Source organism: Haloarcula sp. MBLA0138 (assembly GCF_055632455.1).
On sequence record NZ_CM145746.1, the window covers coordinates 1328818 to 1346097 of the forward strand.

Here is a 17280-nt window from a genome sequence, read left to right on the forward strand (position 1 = left end):
GCGCCCGCGTCCCCGTGAGCGACGCGACTCGGTTCCGACCCCGTCTCTTTCACTTTTGATAACGTGTTCGTCGGATATATTTACTCCGGCGACGACGTGGCTGTGTCCGTCCGTTCAAGAATTCAACTATACGTAGCCGGTGAAATTAAGTATTATAATACACTATATACTATTCATAGGACAATGAGTCCAACCCTACTGGAGACCGACGTCGCGGCGGTGCTGGCGACGGTATTCGACGAAACCGACGACAGTTTGTACGTTGTCAACCCCGACAGGGCGGCCGTTTCGACGCTCGTCTCGACGCTCGACGAGCACGACGACCCGCCGGCGGTCAGGCTGCTGGCCGACGAGCGCGTGCTGAAAGACGTGATGGACGACTTCTTGGTGGCGAGTACGGCGGCCGACCTCGTCGAGTCCGACACGCTGTCGATGCGAGTGTTGGAGAGCGTTCCGAACCACGCCGTCGCCGTGACGCCGGATGAGGTGTACGCCCTCGTCGCCGTCGGCGGGGCGGTCGGCGGGCTGGCGACCGACGACGAGGCGTTCGTCGACGACGCCTACGGCTACTACGACTCGACGTGGGAGAGCGCGGAGACGTACTCGCTTCGGACGCCCGCCATCTCCCGCGTGCGCTCGACGCTGGAAGACGACATCAGTACCGAGACCGCGGACGACTTCGACAGCGTCCTCAGTTCGCTGGCGACGGCCCGCGGCGACGGTGACGGCCTCGACGAGGTGACTATCAGCCTGCTGGTGGCCGCTCGCAACGGCGAACTGCTGTACGACATCAGCAAGTGGGGAGAGGACGTGGGGCTGGCGAGCAAGGCCACTTTCTCGCGGACGAAGACGAAACTGGAGGACATGGGCCTCATCGACACCGAGAAGGTGCCCATCGACGTGGGGCGACCCCGCCTGCGCCTGATGCTGGGCGACGACCGACTGGCCGACGCCGACGCCGACGAACTGGCGACGGTCGCACAGAGCCTGCTCGCGGCCTGAGCGGGACTCCGTCCGAGTAGGGGGACGGGGAAGCGACGGTCGGGTCGAGCGGGGGTCCGTGCGGGCGGCGTAAGCCTTTTTCAGCCCGCTCCGTGTGGAGGGGGTATGCACACTGTCGAACTCGTCGGGAGCGGCCCGGCCGCCGCGGCGCTGTCGGGTGCGCTCGCCGACGTGGACGCCGAGGTCGTCGACCGCGACGAGCCACAGGTCGCGGACGCGGACCTGACGGTCGTCGCCGCGACGGTCGGAGACGAGGCCTTCGAGCGGGCCGACGAGCGGGCGCTCGAAACCGAGACGCCGTGGGTGGCCGTCGAACTCGGCGGGGTCGGCGGCGTCCCCGTGGTCGACGCCGCAGTGAGCGCGTTCGTCCCCGGCGCGGGCTGTTACGACTGTCTCGGACGGCGCGCCCGCGCGGGAGCCGACGCGGACGCCGACCCGCTCGGGCTGCCGCCGGACAGCACCGAGCGGTTCGCCGGGGCCGTCGCGGGGCGGACGGTCGCCGAGGCGCTTTCGGGACCGGGTCCGGCCTCGCTGGCCGGGCAGGTCGTGGAGTTCCCGCACACGTCGCGGACGTTCCTCCCGGTTCCGGGGTGTGACTGTGGCTCCCGACCCGGGAGCGAGATTCCGCGGACGGCGGAACACGAGGCCGGCGCGCTCGCCCGGGCCGAGCGGGGGCTGGACGAGCGCGTCGGCGTCGTCAGCGAGGTCGGCGAGGCCGAGTCGTTCCCGGTGCCGTACTATCTCGCGTCGGTCGCCGACACGAGCGGGTTCAGCGACGCGACGGCCGCGAGACAGGCCGCCGGCGTCTCGGCGGACTGGGACACGGCGTTCATGAAGGCCCTCGGGGAGGCCTACGAGCGGTACGCCGCGGGCGTCTATCGGACCGACGCCCTCGTGACCGGTCCCGCCGACGCGGTCGAGGGTGCGGTCGACCCGGCGTCGTTCGTCACGCCCGAGCAGACCGACTGGTCGCCCGGCGACGCCGTCGAGTGGGTCGACGCCGAGGCACTCCCGACCGGCGACGACCGACGGCTCCCGGCCGAGACGGTGTTGTACCCGCCGCCGTCGAACCGTCTCGGTCGGGCGACGACCACGGGCCTCGGCCTCGGGAGCAACGGGACGGAAGCCCTTCTCTCGGGGCTGTACGAGGTCGTCGAGCGCGACGCGGCGATGTTGGCGTGGTACTCGACGTACGACCCTCTCGGCGTCGCAGTCGAGGGCAACGAGGCCTTCGAGACACTGCGCCGACGCGCGGCGGCCGAAGGGCTGACGGTGACGCCGCTGCTGCTGACACAGGACGTGGACGTCCCGGTCGTCACCGTCGCGGTCCAGCGGGACGCCTACCCCCAGTTCGCGCTCGGGACGGCGGCCGACCTCGACGCCGGCGCGGCGGCGACCGACGCGCTGGCCGAGGCACTCCAGAACTGGACGGAGCTTCGGGGCATGGGGCCGGCGGAGGCGGCCGACGCCGACGGCGCTATCGGCCACTACGCGACGAACCCGAGCGCGGTCGCGGAGTGGGCCGACCCGGCGACGACGGTGCCACTGGACAGCGTCGGCCCGGCGACGGTCCCCGAAGGGGAAGCCGAACTCGACGCGCTCGTCGACCGCGCGACGGCGGCCGGCCTCACGCCGTACGCGAGCCGACTGACCACCCGTGACCTCGAACGGATCGGGTTCGAAGCGGTCCGCGTCTGCTGTCCGACGGCGCAGCCGCTGTTTTTCGGCGACGCGTACTTCGGCGACCGGGCGACCGCCGTCCCCGAGGCGATGGGATTCGAAGCGCGGACGGGGCGCGCCCACCATCCGTTTCCGTAGCCACCGGACCACTTATTGCGGTGTGTGGTGACGTATTACACGGGAGCGGTGCGCGGCCGGTTCGGTTCCGAGGACTGGGGCGTCGTGCCGGACGAGTCGACACACCGCCCAGTGACACATGGTATCGGAGTTCGACCTGCCCTGTAGCGAGTGCGGCCACGACCTCGAACGCGTCCCGCTGGCACGGTCCGACGAGGAGAGCGACGCGGTCGCAGTCGCCGAGTGCCCGAACTGCGGCGGGCGTCACTACCCCGAGGCGACGCTTCGACGCCTCTAGATGCCGAAGGTCGCCCGGAGCATGTCGCGGGTGCCGGGGCCGAGTCCGACGGCGGTGACGGCCACCAGCAGGAGCATCGCGTAGCGCGGGCTCTCCTCGAGGAACGCGTCGTTGAACAGCCAGACGACGAGCGACGCGACGGCCAGCTTGACGACGAGGAAGGGCCACGAGGTACCGATAGCGGCCGTGAGGCCGGCCGGCTGGAGCGCCTCGGTCGTGGCGATGACGAAGGCGTTGGCCGGGTGTTTGGGGTAGTAGGTCAGCGGGACGCCGAGTGCATCGAGCCAGTCGGCCAGCACGACGTTGGCGACGCCGTCGATGGCGTGCCCCCAGAGGACGAACAGGCCGATGTAGCCGGTCCCGGCGTTGATAGCGGGTCGGTAGGCGTCGAAGAACCGATAGAGGCCGTAGGAGAGCGCGGAGGCGATGAGGACGACGCTGGCGAGTACCGAGGGGTACAGCGTCGCGTACTCGGTGGTCGTCGCCACGAACGTCAGATAGGCCAGCGTCAGCAAGACGAGGGCGCTCCCGACGTAGCCCGTGGTGCGGTAGTAGCTCTCGACGTACCCCTCGTGGTCCAAGCGCAGCGCCGCGACGAGGACAGCGAGGGTCAGGACGAACAGCGTCCCGTAGATGACCGGGCTGATGATGAGCGAACTCAGCGGGTAGTCGACGATGGGCGTGACGCCCGCGTCGACGGCCCGGTCGGTGGCGTCCTCGACGGTCCGGAGCGCGCCGCCGAGCAGCATGAACGGGACCAGCGCGAAGTACAGTTCGGGGTCTTCCGCGATTTCGAGTCGGTCGAGGAGGATGTACACGCCGACGAGCATGTAGACGAGAATCAGCATGTACCCGACCTCCGAGACGATGGTGTAGCCGGGTTCGGCGACAACGCGACCCGCGTCGGCGGCCGCCTGACAGCCCTCGTACAGCGGCGTCGGGCGGCCGCCCTCGATGACCGCACAGGCGGCCGAGCGGGCGTCCGCGTACACCGGTCCCCAGAAGTAGTGCCAGAGGAACCGGTCCCAGACGAGGCGCGGCGCGGCGGCGACGGCTCCGGCTCCGACAAGCAGTATCCCGACCAACGAGCCGAGCCAGAGGCGACCCGGCCCGTACTCGTCGACGACTCGCTCGAAGGCGTCCATGGGCGAGTGAGCGGTTGGCGTGGGTTTCAGGCTTCCGGTCCGGCGGACGCGGGCGGCCCGCCCCGGTCAGTCGAGCGCCGCGGCGGCGGCCGCGAGCAGTTCGTCGTGAGCCTCGCCGTTGGAGGCGACGAGTCCCGCGGCGTCGTGTCGCCACGGCTCGCCGTCCAAGTCGGTGACGGTCCCCCCGGCCGCGCGGACGAGGTGGACGCCGGCGACGGTGTCCCACGGGTGCATCGGCTTCGTGCAGACGGCCCCGTCGAGGCCGCCGTCGGCGACGAGCGCGAGCGTCGCTTGGAAGCAGCCGATGCGGCGGATGTCGCCGAAGCGGTCGGCCACCGCCCGACACAGGCCCCCGAACTCGGCGCGGTCGTCCCGGTCCCACCAGCCCACGGGCGCGACGGCGAACGTCTCGGGGTCGGTCCGGTCGCTGACGGCCAGCGCCGTCCCGTCCCGGGTCGAGCTCTCCGGCCCAGCGGCGTAGAGGTCCCCGTCGGCGGGCATGTAGGTCGCCGAGCCGACCGGCTCCCCGTCGACGAGGGCAGCGACGCTGGTCGCCCACGTCCGGATACCCCGGACGTAGTTGGCGGTGCCGTCGATGGGGTCGACGACCCACGACGGGCCGGTCGCGGGTATCTCGTCGGCGGCCGTCGGCCCGTCGTCACCGCTCTCGGGGCCGACCAGCGTCGTCAGGTCCTCCTCGCAGACGAACGCGTCGTCGGCGAACTCCTCGCGGACGGTGGCGACCACCTGCCGCTGGGCGTCGCGGTCGGCGTTGGTCACGTAGTCGTTCTTGTTCGCCTTCGTCTCGACGGCGAGGTCGCCCCGGAACTGCTTGCGGGCGACGGCTCCCCCGGCCCGGGCGGCCCGCTCGGCGAGCGCCGCGCGGTGGTGTCCATCGGACATACCCGACGCTGGCGGGGCTCCCCTGAAAGTGACTCGGTAAGCAGCAAGATGGGCGCACCGGCCGCGTCCCCGCGAGGCCGGCTACTCGGCGTCGTCGGCCGCGTCGAGGATGGCCTCGGCCACGTCGCGGGCTTCCTCGGGCGTGTACAGCACCTGATTCCCGAGGGACTGCTCGATGCGCACGTAGTCGTCGTCGGGCTCTATCGAGAAGAACGCGGTGTTCTCCAGCGGCGGCACTCGGAGGCTCGACCCGTCAGTCCGGTCGGTTGCCATGTCATCACATACCATCTGACGCGGTATAAACCTATGGCCGACGCGCGTCTCTCGGGCGGGTAGCGTCACGAAGGAATTTGCGAGGGAAGACCGCTCCGTGCGGACTTCCGCACTGGTTGGCCGGTGGCCGTCAGTGCGAGGGAAGGGATTTGAACCCTTGGACCCCTACGGGAGCGGATCTTGAGTCCGCCGCCGTTTCCAGGCTTGGCTACCCTCGCACGCAACCGCGTCTCACGCGGTTCTCGGTGTCTTTTCGGGATTGCCGACTCCGGCGGAGTCGTACGTCACTCTCAACCTCGGCTGGTATAAATGCTCCACGAAACGGACTCCCGCCGTTGCCGGCCGTGACCGAGACCGCGTCACTCGGCGGTGACGGGCGGGGCCCGACACCACGTTTATGACAAAACTGATGCACGTACGGGTACTGCACTCCGGAAGCCGCCGCTCGAAAAGACGAAACAATGGACATCGAACTCCCGTCCGACGACACCTCGTCGGACAGCGAATCCGTGTTCGGCGGACGAATCGACCGCTACGAAGCGTACTGGCTCTACGTCGACGGGGTGCGGTACGTCGGCCCGGTACTGGAACAGTCCGACGCCACCGAGAGCGACGAGGACCGCTCCCCGCTGGCGCGCCACTATATCCACTTCTACGAGAAGAAAGAGGAACACAAGGAGAAATGTCGGGAACTGCCGGGAAGCCTCCCCGCGTACAAAGACCACTTCGGAGAGCCGCGGGGCGACGTCGAGCGAGTTCCCCGGCAGCAGTTGGACGAACTCGGAATCGAGTGGCAGGAGAGTCACGACCCGATTTGGCTCCCGCCGGAGTACGAGTTGCCGTCGGTCTGGGACACCGACCGGGAGGAGATGGACGAAGCGGAGTTACGGGACCGCGTCGAGACGCTCCGGGCGGAGAACGACGACCTCCGGGCCGAACGCGACGACCTGGAGCAGAAGTTAGCGACTGTCAGACAGCGCCTCTCCAGTTACCTCGATGCTCGAAAGCAGGACGCGGGCGAAGGGACGGTGGCATCGAGTTCGGCTTCGCTCGTCTGTGGTGGTTGCGGGAGGGAGTTCGACACGAAAGCGGCGAAAAACGGTCACAAGCCCCACTGCGACGGAACCGCCGAGAACACGGAGGGGGCGTCGGCGACGACGACGGCCGAACTCGAACGGCTCGCCGAGGAACTGCCCGAGTTGAGCGAGCGCCAGTCCACGGCGGGACGCGAGCGGGGGTCCCCCGAGGCGGAACTGGAGAACCTCAATCACCTGTTGCAGGGCAGTCTCTGAGGGCCGACCCACATCGCCGCCTTCGCGTCGTGTCCCCGACGCGTGACACACGCCCGATAGTTCGTCGGCCGGGGCGCATGGCGACCGGAGGTTTCACCCGCGGTGGTTCCCAACGTGAAGTATGGACGACCACACGCGGGACCCGAGCGTCGCGCCGCCGGCCGGGGACCCGTCGGGATGGCGGGCCGACGAGCGGTGGGAACACGCGACGCTCAGGCGCGCCGTCGTCCACGGGGTCCGGCTCTACAACTCGGGAGCGTTCCACGAATCGCACGACTGCTTCGAGGACGAGTGGTACAACTACGGCCGCGGGGGACCGAGAGCAAGTTCCTCCACGGGATGGTGCAGGTGGCCGCGGGCGCGTACAAGCACTTCGACTTCGAGAACGACGAGGGGATGCGCTCGCTGTTCCGGACCTCGCTGCAGTACTTCCGCGGGGTCCCCAACGACTACTACGGCGTGGACCTGCTGGACGTGCGCACGACGGTCAACAACGCGCTGTCGGACCCGACGGCGCTGCAGGGCTGGCGGATTCGCCTCGACGGGGAGTATCCCGAGGCGCGGCCGGAGGACTACGACTACGCCGAGTCGCTGGACCACTGAACTCGATTCCGGACCACTCTAATGGCTGGACGCGCTACGCCGGATAGATGCGAGTCGAGCAACTGGGAACTGGGGAACCGGAGATAGCCGTCGTCGGCAGTATCCACGGCGACGAGCCGTGTGGCCGCGACGGCATCGAGGCCGTACTCGCCGACCCGCCCGAGGTCCGGCGGCCGGTGAAGTTCGTCGTCGCCAACGAGGCCGCGCTGGAGGCCGGCGAGCGGTACGTCGACGAGGACCTCAACCGCGTGTTCCCCGGCGACCCCGACGCCGACAGCCACGAGCGCCGTCTGGCCGCGGCGCTGACCGACGAACTCGACGGCTGTACGGTGTTGTCGCTACACTCGACGCAGTCCTACGAGGGCATGTTCGCGCTCGTCGACGACCTCTCGCCGACCGTCGAGTCGCTCTGTGGAGCGCTGTCGGTCGACGCGGTCGTCCGGACCAGCGGCGAGAACGACGGCCGGCTGTTCTCCGCCGTCGCCCCGGTCGTCGAGGTGGAGTGTGGCTATCAGGGGTCGGCCGAGGCCGCCCGCAACGCCGAGCAGGTCATCCGGGAGTTCCTCGCGGCGACGGGGGTTACCGGCGGGAAGCCGGCCGGCGGCGACGAGCGACTACCCGTGTTCCAACTGGGCGACCCGATTCCCAAGGCCGCGGCCGAGGAGTACGAGGTGTACGCCCGGAACTTCGAGGAGGTGTTGGCGGGGGACCCGGTCGCGGCGGCCGACGGCAAGACGGTCACCGCCGAGGAGCCGTTCCACCCGGTCTTGCTCTCGGCGAACGGCTACGAGGACGTCTTCGGCTACACGGCGAGTCGAATCGGCGTCCTCGACTGAGCGGCGTCCGCGGCCGACTACGCGTCCTCCGGCGGCGAGAACTCCACCAGCGTCAGGTCCCGGTCGAGTATGCAGTAGTCGTGGGGCGGGTCGCCGACGATGGTGTCGATGCGGTAGTCCTCGTCGAAGTCGGCACCCGCCGGCTCACAGTAGGGATGGCTCGGGCAGTCGGTGTGGGGACAGGAGCCGGCGAGACGCGCGTCGCTACCGGCGTAGGCACCCTTCGACGGCACGTTGGCGCGAATCGGCGCGGGTTCGACCTCGACGGCGTGGACGCCGCCGTCGTGGACCGCGCATTCGAGGGTCTGCCCGCTCTCGCGGACGTTCGTGACTCGGTAGCGACGGCCGGCGGTGAGATTCAGACACTGGTCGCGGTACGGACAGCCCGCACAGCCGCTCGCTTCGCCGTGGTAGACGAACTCCTCGCCGACCTCCGCGAGGCGGGTGCCGACGAGCGTGACTGCTGACATACGCGTCGGTAGCCCCGGCGAACTGATAAGTTCTGACACTCCGGGTCGGGGGGTGGCGGAGCGGCCGGGGTGGGCGGAGCGAGCGTGGCGGAGCGGGCCCGACCTCAGGCCCGACCGGTGAGCGCGTCGAGTTCGTCCAAGTACCCCTCTCGGGGGACCTGATACAGCGCCCGGAAGTCGAACTCGCCGGCGGCGAACTCGTTGGCCGCGGCGACGGCCCCGTCGACGGCGGCCGGCCGGTCGGGGAACGAGCCGACCTCGTGGTCGACCTCCGGCTCTAGATAAAGCGTGACGTACCAGCTTTCGCCGGTGCGGGTCGCGCCCGGGCGGCGGGTGCGCTTGCCCCGAGTCAGGTACAGCGTCGGGAGACACGGCGCGGGAAAGGACTCGCTGTCGAAGACGTCGGGCCGGTAGGCGAGGATGACCTTGGCCTCGGTCTCGTTCCAGACCACCCAGTCGTCGACCAGCGCGTCGAGGCTCATACGCTCGCGTTCCCGCGGGCGACCCATAACCCCGTCGGCCTCGGTCGTCGACAATTATTTAAGTAATTTCCACTCGATTGGCATACGTTGACATACCTCGGCTACGCCGTCTGCGTGTTGACCGCGCGAGAGTCGGGGCTGATAAGGCCCTGATATGGCTGTCGGAGAAAGGTTCATAAGTTGCGAGCACTCAAACAATATATAGTATCGGAAGTCAGTTCGACACTGTCACCCGCTACCGAACCACGGGGGACCGCCCTCCACGGCAGGCCAGACATGGTAAGGTACAGCAACCCGCCACCGACGGTGGGCCGAACCACGGGCGGCCGCGAGCACGCGCGGAGCGCCCGATGGCGACGAAGTCGGCGACGGCGACGGGCCGTGACCGACACCGTTCTACGAGCGCCGGCCGCTCCGGTGCGAAGCGGGCGTGTGCGGTCCGGAACCGACTCCACCCCGATAGCATGAGCAAGAACAAAGAGACACTAGAAGCGCTGAGCAGAGAGTACCGGGACACGATACCGACCGACCTGCGGGCGACCCACTCCTTCGACTGGTATCTCGACCAGTTGTACGACGAGCCCCGCGTCGCCCGCAACGCCCACCAGCGGGTCGCCGACATGTTCGACTACTACGGGACGACCTACGACGAGGAGGCCGGGGTCGTCGAGTACGAACTCGCCAGCGAGGACCCGCTTCACGACGGCGAGAACACCTTCTACGGCCGCGTCATCCACGAGGCCATCCACGAGTTCGTCAACAAGGTGAAGTCGGGCGCTCGCGGCCTCGGTCCCGAAAAGCGAATCAAACTCCTGCTGGGGCCGGTCGGGTCGGGGAAGTCCGACTTCGACCGGCAGGTCCGGCGGTACTACGAGGACTACACCCAGCGCGACGAGGGACGGATGTACACCTTCCGGTGGACGAACCTCTGTGACGTCATCGGCGACCAAGACCCGGCCGACGACGTGGTGCGGTCGCCGATGAACCAAGACCCAGTCGTCTTGCTCCCGCAGGACCAGCGCGACAAGGTCGTCGAGGACGTCAACGAGGAACTCGACGCCCCCTACACCATCCGCAACGAGCAGGCACTGGACCCCGCCTCGGAGTTCTACATGGACCGCCTGCTGGCTCACTACGACGACGACCTGCAGGCGGTGCTGGAGAACCACGTCGAGATCGTCCGGCTCATCGCCGACGAGAACCAGCGACAGGCCATCGAGACCTTCGAACCCAAAGACAAGAAGAATCAGGACGAGACGGAGCTGACCGGCGACGTCAACTACTCGAAGATAGCCATCTACGGCGAGAGCGACCCGCGGGCGTTCGACTACTCCGGCGCGTTCTGTAACGCCAACCGCGGCATCTTCTCGGGCGAGGAGCTACTGAAGCTCCAGCGGGAGTTCCTCTACGATTTCCTCCACGCGAGCCAAGAACAGACGATAAAGCCCAAGAACAACCCCCGAATCGACATCGACCAAGTCATCGTCGGCCGGACGAACATGCCCGAGTACCGGGACAAGAAAGGCGACGAGAAGATGGAGGCGTTCAACGACCGGACCAAGCGCATCGACTTCCCGTACGTCCTCCAGTACGCCGAGGAGGCCAAGATATACGAGAAGATGCTGCGCAACGCGGACCTCCCGGACATACAGGTCGAGCCACACACACTCCAGATGGCGGGACTGTTCGGCGTGTTGACCCGTATCGAGGAGCCAGACACCGAATCCGTCGACCTCGTCCAGAAGGCCAAGGCCTACAACGGCGAGATAGACGAGGCCGACGACATCGACGTGAAGAAGCTCCGCGAGGAGGCCGACCAGATGGCCGACATCGGCGAGGGGATGGACGGCGTCTCGCCGCGTTTCATCGGCGACGAGATAGCCGAGGCCATCATGGACTCGATGCACCGCGACCGGCAGTTCCTCTCGCCGCTGACGACGTTCAACCACCTCGACGCGAACCTCGAAAACCACGGCTCCATCGACCCGGAGATGTTCGACGAGTACTACCGCTACCTCGAACTCGTCCGCGAGGAGTACAAGGAGCGGGCCATCGAGGACGTGCGCCACGCGCTGGCCTACGACATGGACGAGATACAGCGCCAAGGCGAGAAGTACATGGACCACGTGATGGCCTACATCGACGACGCCACCGTCGAGGACGAACTCACGGGCCGGGAACAGGAACCCGACGAGCAGTTCCTCCGCTCGGTCGAGGAGAAACTCGACCTCCCCGAGGACCGGAAAGACGACTTCCGACAGGAAGTCTCGAACTGGGTGTCCCGCAGAGCGCGCGAGGGCGACACGTTCAATCCGCAGGACAACGACCGGCTGCGCCGGGCACTGGAACGGAAACTCTGGGAGGACAAGAAACACAACATCAACTTCTCGGCGCTGGTGTCGTCGGGCGAGATGGACGACGACGAGCGCAACCAGTGGATAGACGCGCTCATCGAGCAGGGTTACTCCGAGGAAGGTGCCAAGGAGGTGCTGGAGTTCGCGGGGGCCGAAGTCGCCAAAAGCGAGATGGAGGACTGATGACAGGCGAGGAGTTCATCGACCGGGCGGACGAGTCGCTCGACGCCACCTACGAGGCCCCGATGAGCCTCGCCGAGTACGTCGACGCCGTACTCGAAACGCCCGAGATAGCCGCCCACGCGGCGAAGTACCTGCTTTCGGCCGTCGAGGCCGCGGGGACCCGGACCGTCATCGAGGAGGGCGAGGAGAAGGAGCGCTACCGCTTTTTCGACGACCCGTACAACGACGGCGAACACGCCATCCTCGGCAACACCGAGGTGCTCAACGCCTTCGTCGACGACCTGCGCTCCATCGCCGCCGGCCGCGGCAAGGGCGAGAAGATAATCTGGCTCGAAGGGCCGACGGCGACGGGCAAGTCCGAGCTGAAGCGCTGTCTCATCAACGGGCTCCGGGAGTACTCCAAGACGCCGGCGGGCCGGCGCTACACCGTCGAGTGGAACGTCGCCGGCGCTGGCGGGGACGGCAACGGCCTCACCTACGGCGACCGGCCGGTGCCCGACGAGGACGACTGGTACGAGAGCCCGGTCCAGTCCCACCCGCTGACCGTGTTCCCCGAGGACGTGCAGGCGGACCTGCTCGCGGCCATCAACGACCGGCTGGACGACCACATCCCGGTCCGACTGGACGCCGAACTGGACCCGTTCTCGCGGGAGGCCTACGACTACCTCGAAGAGCAGTACCGCCGGCAGGGCGTCGCCGACCTGTTCTCGGCGGTGACCGACCCGAGCCACCTCCGCGTGAAGAACTACGTCGTCGGCGTCGGCGACGGCATCGGCGTCCTCCACTCCGAGGACGAGGGGACGCCCAAGGAGCGGCTGGTCGGGTCGTGGATGCACGGGATGCTCCGCGAACTGGACTCGCGGGGCCGGAAGAACCCGCAGGCGTTCTCCTACGACGGCGTCCTCTCGCAGGGCAACGGCCTGCTGACCATCGTCGAGGACGCCGCCCAACACGCCGACCTGCTTCAGAAGCTCCTGAACGTCCCCGACGAGGGGCGGGTGAAACTGGACAAGGGCATCGGGATGGCCGTCGACACGCAGCTGGTCATCATCTCGAACCCCGACTTGGAGGCGCAGCTGAATCAACACGCCGACCGCGAGGGGCAGGACCCGCTGAAGGCGCTGAAACGCCGGCTCGATAAACACGAGTTCACGTACCTGACGAACCTCTCGCTGGAGGCCCAACTGCTCCGGCGGGAACTGGCCGACGAGACGGACGTGTGGGACCCCGACTCGTGGGAGGAGGTGGAGACGTGGATTCAGGAGCCCCTGACCCTGTCGGTGCGGGACGAGGGCGGGGCGGTCACCGAGAAGGAACTGGCTCCCCACACCGTCGAGGCGGCGGCGCTGTACGCGGTCGTCTCGCGACTCGACGACAGCGAGGTGCCGAACGGACTGGACCTCGTCGACAAGGCGCTGTTGTTCGACCGTGGCTACCTGATGGAGGGCGATGAGCGTGTCGACATCGACGACTACGACCTCGAAACGACGGCCCGAGACGGCGAACACGGCATCCCCGTGACCCACGTCCGGGACGTGGTCGCCGACCTGCTTCACGAGACACAGGACCGCCACCACCCCGACCTGCCCGTCGAACACGTCGTCATGCCCCGGGACGTGCTCAACGCCGTCGCGGAGGGGTTGGCCGACGCGCCGGTGTTCTCCGCGGGCGAGGCCGCCGAGTACGAGGAGCGCGTCGTGACCGCGAAGAACCACGTCTTCGGCCAGCAGGAGCGGGACGTGTTGGACGCGATGATGCGGGACAAGCGCGTCGACGCGGCGACCGTCGAGTCCTACATCGAGCAGGTGTACGCGTGGGAGTCCGACGAGCAGATAGCGAACGACCGCGGCGAACTCGTCGACCCCGACCCCTTGGAGATGAAAGTCTTCGAGATAGAACACCTCGGACGGTTCGACGAGGGCAACTACGACGGCGACACCCCCGACGAGGCGGTCCGAGCGTTCCGCACGGACAAGATAATCACGGCGCTGAACCGTCACGCGTGGCAGCGCCGCGACGAGGAGTTCCGCGTCGGCGACGTCTCTCCGAAGGAGATTCCGGTCATCAAGACCGTGCTGGGCAGCTACGACTGGGACGACGTGCGCCGGACCTACGAGGACTTCGACCCCCGCCAGTGGGACAACCCGCCGTCGGGCACCGAGACGGCCCGGCTGAAGGCCCAGACGACCGCGAACATGGTCGACCTGTTTGGCTACTCCGAGGCCGCCGCGGAGCTGACCAGCCGACACGTCATGAGTCAGGTGAGCTACAGATGGGACTGAGAGACGACCTCGAACGGTACCGCGAAGTGGGCGAGGAGCGCCGACAGGACCTCGCCGAGTTCATCCAGTACGGCGACCTCGGCCAGTCGCGGGGCGACGAGGTCCGCATCCCCATCAAGATAGTCGACCTGCCGGAGTTTGCCTACGACCAGCGCGACATGGGCGGCGTCGGGCAGGGTGAGGGGGCCGAGCCGGGCGACCCGGTCGGCCAGCCGCAGCCCCAACCCGGCGACGGTGACGAGGACGGCGACCCCGGCGAGGAGGGGGGCGACCACGAGTACTACGAGATGGACCCCGAGGAGTTCGCGCAGGAGCTCGACGAGCAACTCGGCTTGGACCTCGAACCCAAGGGGAAGAAGGTCGTCGAGGAGACCGAGGGCGACTACACCGACATCACCCGGACCGGTCCGTCCTCGACGCTGGACTTCGAGCGGCTGTTCAAGAAGGGGCTGAAGCGCAAGCTGGCGATGGACTTCGACGAGGCATACGTCCGGGCGGCCCTGAAGATAGACGGCTGGGGGCCGGCGACGGCCTTCGAGTGGGCCCGCGGCGAGAACATCCCCGTCTCGAAGGCGTGGCTCGACGACACGTACGCCGAGTTGGACGACGACGAGAAGACGACGTGGGCCGACCTCTCGGAGATGGAGGCGAGCGTCGAGCGGGAGGACACCGCGCACCGAATCCGCCGGGAGGGCGTCGACGAGATACCGTTCCGCCGGGAGGACGAGCGCTACCGCTACCCCGAGGTCGTCGAGGAGCGCGAGAAGAACGTCGTCGTCGTCAACATCCGCGACGTGTCGGGGTCGATGCGAAAGAAGAAGCGTGAACTCGTCGAGCGGACGTTCACGCCGCTGGACTGGTATCTACAGGGAAAGTACGACAACGCCGAGTTCGTCTACATCGCCCACGACGCCGACGCGTGGGAGGTCAACCGCGAGGAGTTCTTCGGCATCCGGAGCGGCGGCGGGACGCGCATCTCCAGCGCCTACGAACTGGCCGCCGCCGTCTTGGAGGAGCAGTACCCGTGGGCCGAGTGGAACCGCTACGTCTTCGCCGCCGGCGACAGCGAGAACTCCTCGAACGACACCGAGGAGAAGGTCATCCCGCTGATGCGTGATATTCCGGCCAACCTCCACGCCTACGTAGAGACCCAGCCCAGCGGCAACGCCATCAACGCGACCCACGCCGAGGAGGTCGAGCGGGAGTTCCGGGACAGCGGCGACGTGGCCGTCGCCTACGTCTCCTCGCCAGAGGACGTGGTCGAGGCCATCGACGAGATACTCAGCACGGAGGACCAATGAGCACCGAAGACCGATTCACGAAACGGCGCGTCGCCGACGAACTGGCGGAGCCGACCGCTGCGGCGGGCGACCTCGCCCGTCGCTTGGGCCTGACCCCCTACCCGGTCAACTACTGGGTCGTCGACTACGACGAGATGAACGAACTCATCGCCTACGGCGGGTTCCAGAAGCGCTACCCCCACTGGCGCTGGGGGATGCAGTACGACCGCCAGCAAAAGCAGGGCCAGTTCCTCGGCGGGAAGGCCTTCGAAATCGTCAACAACGACAACCCGGCCCACGCCTTCCTGCAAGAGTCGAACACGCTGGCCGACCAGAAGGCCGTCATCACCCACGTCGAGGCACACGCGGACTTCTTCGCCAACAACGAGTGGTTCGGGATGTTCGCCGGCCGGGCCTCGCCCCGGGCGGCCGACGACGCCGACGGCGACCGCGGCCCCGACGCCGCTGGGATGCTCGCCCGCCACGCCGACACCGTCCGGGAGTTCATGCAGGACCCCGACATCGACCGCGGCGAGGTCGAGCGGTTCATCGACCACGTCCTCTGTCTGGAGGACAACATCGACCAGCACGAGCCGTACAGCCCGGTCGAGACGGCCGCGGACGTACTGGAGGACATCGAGGGAGCCGACGTGGCCGAGCAACTGGACGAACTGGACCTCTCCGAGGAGGTCAAGCGGCAAGTGTTCGACGACGAGTGGCTGGACGACCAGCGCGAGGACGGCGACGCCGCGACGTTCCCGGCCCAACCCGAGAAGGACGTACTCGGCTTCCTGCGCAAACACGGGATGCGCTACGACGAGGACGCCGAGAAGGCCGTCGAGATGGCCGACTGGCAGCTGGAGCTGTTGGAACTGCTCCGCCGGGAGGCGTACTACTTCGCCCCCCAGAAGATGACGAAGGTGATGAACGAGGGGTGGGCGAGCTACTGGGAGTCGGTCATGATGACCGGCGAGGGGTTCGCCGGCGACGACGAGTTCGTCCTCTACGCCGACCACATGGCGAAGGTGTTGGGCGCGGGCGGGTTGAACCCCTACAAGCTCGGGCTGGAGCTGTGGCAGTACGTCGAGAACACGGCCAACCGCCGGGAGGTGGTCGAACGGCTCCTCCGGGTCGACGGTATCACGTGGCGGAACTTCCACGACACGGTCGACTTCGAGGCCGTCCGGGACCGCCTCGAACCGCCCGCGTGGCTGGTCGACGTGCCCACCCACCTCGACGAACTGGACCCGGACGACCCGCGGGTCGACGCCGACGGCCTCGAACGGGCACGCGACGGCGCGGTCGACGCCGAGCGGTACCCGTGGAAGGTGCTGACCTACGCGGGGCTGGTCGAACGCCACTACTCGCTCGTGAAGCCCCAGTTCCGCGGGTTCCTCGGCCGCGTCAGTCAGGAGGAACTGGAGCGGGTCGCCCGCTACATGTTCGACGACAGCCGCTACGACGGCGTCGACGCCGCGCTGGCGGACGTGGAGTACGGCCGGGGTTGGGACCGGATGCGTGAAATCCGGGAGAGCCACAACGACGTGACCTTCCTCGACGAGTTCCTCACACAGGAGTTCGTCGACGAGAACGACTACTTCACCTACGAGTACACGCAGGCCTCGGGCGACTACCGCGTCACCTCCGTCGACCACGAGGACGTGAAGAAGAAGCTGATGTTGCAGTTCACCAACTTCGGGAAGCCGACCGTCGTCGTCGAGGACGGCAACTACCGGAACCGCAACGAACTGCTGTTGTCCCACCAGTACAACGGCGTGAGCCTCGACGTGGGGCAGGCGACCGACGTGCTGGAGCGGGTGTTCGAACTGTGGGGCCGGCCGGTGAACCTGCTGACCATCGTCAAGGAGTACGACGACCACGACGTGGAGGTCGCCAAGCGCCGCGACCGCGAGCCCGAACCCGAGGAGGTCGGCAAGCGACTCCGGTACGACGGCGAGAACGTCACCGTCGAGGACGTGGACTGGTCGACCGTCGAGCACCTGACCGCGACCGACGTGGACTACGACACGAAGCCCGACGAGTGGCTCGCCTGAGCGGCCGCGCGGTCGCGGACCGACCG

The 17280-nt window shown here is 67.8% G+C and carries 14 protein-coding genes, 1 tRNA gene and 1 pseudogene; 10 read left to right on the forward strand and 6 right to left on the reverse strand.

Translation table 11 applies throughout. The features are described from left to right. Positions 1-183: 183 nt before the first annotated feature. The 3 genes from tbsP to ACV7JO_RS07015 all read left to right on the forward strand — a co-directional run bounded on the left by tbsP (position 184) and on the right by ACV7JO_RS07015 (position 3097). Entirely contained in the window at positions 184-1002 is an 819-nt protein-coding gene (tbsP, locus tag ACV7JO_RS07005; RefSeq protein ID WP_470355625.1) for a transcriptional regulator TbsP, read from the forward strand. 105 nt (positions 1003-1107) lie between these two features. Beyond that, positions 1108-2820, forward strand: coding sequence for a YcaO-like family protein (locus ACV7JO_RS07010; RefSeq protein ID WP_470355626.1), 1713 nt, complete (start codon positions 1108-1110; stop codon positions 2818-2820). Between the two features lie 118 nt (positions 2821-2938). Further along, positions 2939-3097: a DUF7479 domain-containing protein gene (locus ACV7JO_RS07015; protein ID WP_470355627.1), complete on the forward strand. Its 159-nt coding sequence runs from the start codon at positions 2939-2941 to the stop codon at positions 3095-3097. Here the strand turns inward: ACV7JO_RS07015 and ACV7JO_RS07020 are convergent. The 4 genes from ACV7JO_RS07020 to ACV7JO_RS07035 all read right to left on the reverse strand — a co-directional run bounded on the left by ACV7JO_RS07020 (position 3094) and on the right by ACV7JO_RS07035 (position 5636). Next, positions 3094-4242, reverse strand: a complete 1149-nt coding sequence (locus tag ACV7JO_RS07020) for a DUF63 family protein (protein ID WP_470355628.1) — start codon at positions 4240-4242, stop codon at positions 3094-3096. The two genes, ACV7JO_RS07015 and ACV7JO_RS07020, sit on opposite strands and share 4 nt — an antisense overlap. A gap of 66 nt (positions 4243-4308) precedes the next feature. Next, entirely contained in the window at positions 4309-5145 is an 837-nt protein-coding gene (locus ACV7JO_RS07025; RefSeq protein WP_470355629.1) for an inositol monophosphatase family protein, read from the reverse strand. Between the two features lie 81 nt (positions 5146-5226). Further along, a complete protein-coding gene (locus ACV7JO_RS07030) occupies positions 5227-5418 on the reverse strand; it encodes a hypothetical protein (RefSeq protein ID WP_470355630.1) in 192 nt (63 codons plus the stop codon). 134 nt (positions 5419-5552) lie between these two features. After that, positions 5553-5636, reverse strand: a tRNA-Leu gene (locus ACV7JO_RS07035). 243 nt (positions 5637-5879) lie between these two features. On the opposite strand from ACV7JO_RS07035, the gene ACV7JO_RS07040 reads away from it, so the two are divergent. The 3 genes and pseudogenes from ACV7JO_RS07040 to ACV7JO_RS07050 all read left to right on the forward strand — a co-directional run bounded on the left by ACV7JO_RS07040 (position 5880) and on the right by ACV7JO_RS07050 (position 8149). After that, complete coding sequence (locus ACV7JO_RS07040; protein WP_470355631.1) at positions 5880-6710, forward strand: hypothetical protein; 831 nt, start codon at positions 5880-5882, stop codon at positions 6708-6710. A 121-nt stretch (positions 6711-6831) separates the two neighbouring features. After that, positions 6832-7313: pseudogene (locus tag ACV7JO_RS07045) on the forward strand (DUF309 domain-containing protein). Between the two features lie 47 nt (positions 7314-7360). After that, positions 7361-8149 carry a M14 family metallopeptidase gene (locus ACV7JO_RS07050; protein WP_470355632.1) on the forward strand — a complete coding sequence of 263 codons (789 nt, stop codon included), beginning with the start codon at positions 7361-7363 and terminating at the stop codon, positions 8147-8149. Between the two features lie 17 nt (positions 8150-8166). Here the strand turns inward: ACV7JO_RS07050 and ACV7JO_RS07055 are convergent, their stop codons facing one another. Together ACV7JO_RS07055 and ACV7JO_RS07060 are read right to left on the reverse strand one after the other, a co-directional pair. Beyond that, entirely contained in the window at positions 8167-8619 is a 453-nt protein-coding gene (locus ACV7JO_RS07055; protein ID WP_470355633.1) for a UPF0179 family protein, read from the reverse strand. A 104-nt stretch (positions 8620-8723) separates the two neighbouring features. Continuing rightward, positions 8724-9101: a DUF5820 family protein gene (locus ACV7JO_RS07060; RefSeq protein ID WP_470355634.1), complete on the reverse strand. Its 378-nt coding sequence runs from the start codon at positions 9099-9101 to the stop codon at positions 8724-8726. Between the two features lie 464 nt (positions 9102-9565). On the opposite strand from ACV7JO_RS07060, the gene ACV7JO_RS07065 reads away from it, so the two are divergent. Genes ACV7JO_RS07065 through ACV7JO_RS07080 form a run of 4 tightly spaced genes read left to right on the forward strand, consistent with a single transcriptional unit; the run spans position 9566 to position 17254 of the window. Next, entirely contained in the window at positions 9566-11638 is a 2073-nt protein-coding gene (locus ACV7JO_RS07065; protein ID WP_470355635.1) for a PrkA family serine protein kinase, read from the forward strand. After that, positions 11638-13920, forward strand: coding sequence for a PrkA family serine protein kinase (locus tag ACV7JO_RS07070; protein WP_470355636.1), 2283 nt, complete (start codon positions 11638-11640; stop codon positions 13918-13920). The genes ACV7JO_RS07065 and ACV7JO_RS07070 overlap by 1 nt, the downstream gene beginning before the upstream one ends. Next, a complete protein-coding gene (locus ACV7JO_RS07075; protein ID WP_470355637.1) occupies positions 13911-15221 on the forward strand; it encodes a YeaH/YhbH family protein in 1311 nt (436 codons plus the stop codon). Before ACV7JO_RS07070 ends, ACV7JO_RS07075 begins: the two co-directional genes overlap by 10 nt. Beyond that, positions 15218-17254, forward strand: a complete 2037-nt coding sequence (locus tag ACV7JO_RS07080; protein WP_470355638.1) for a SpoVR family protein — start codon at positions 15218-15220, stop codon at positions 17252-17254. Before ACV7JO_RS07075 ends, ACV7JO_RS07080 begins: the two co-directional genes overlap by 4 nt. The last annotated feature ends 26 nt before the right edge of the window (positions 17255-17280 follow it).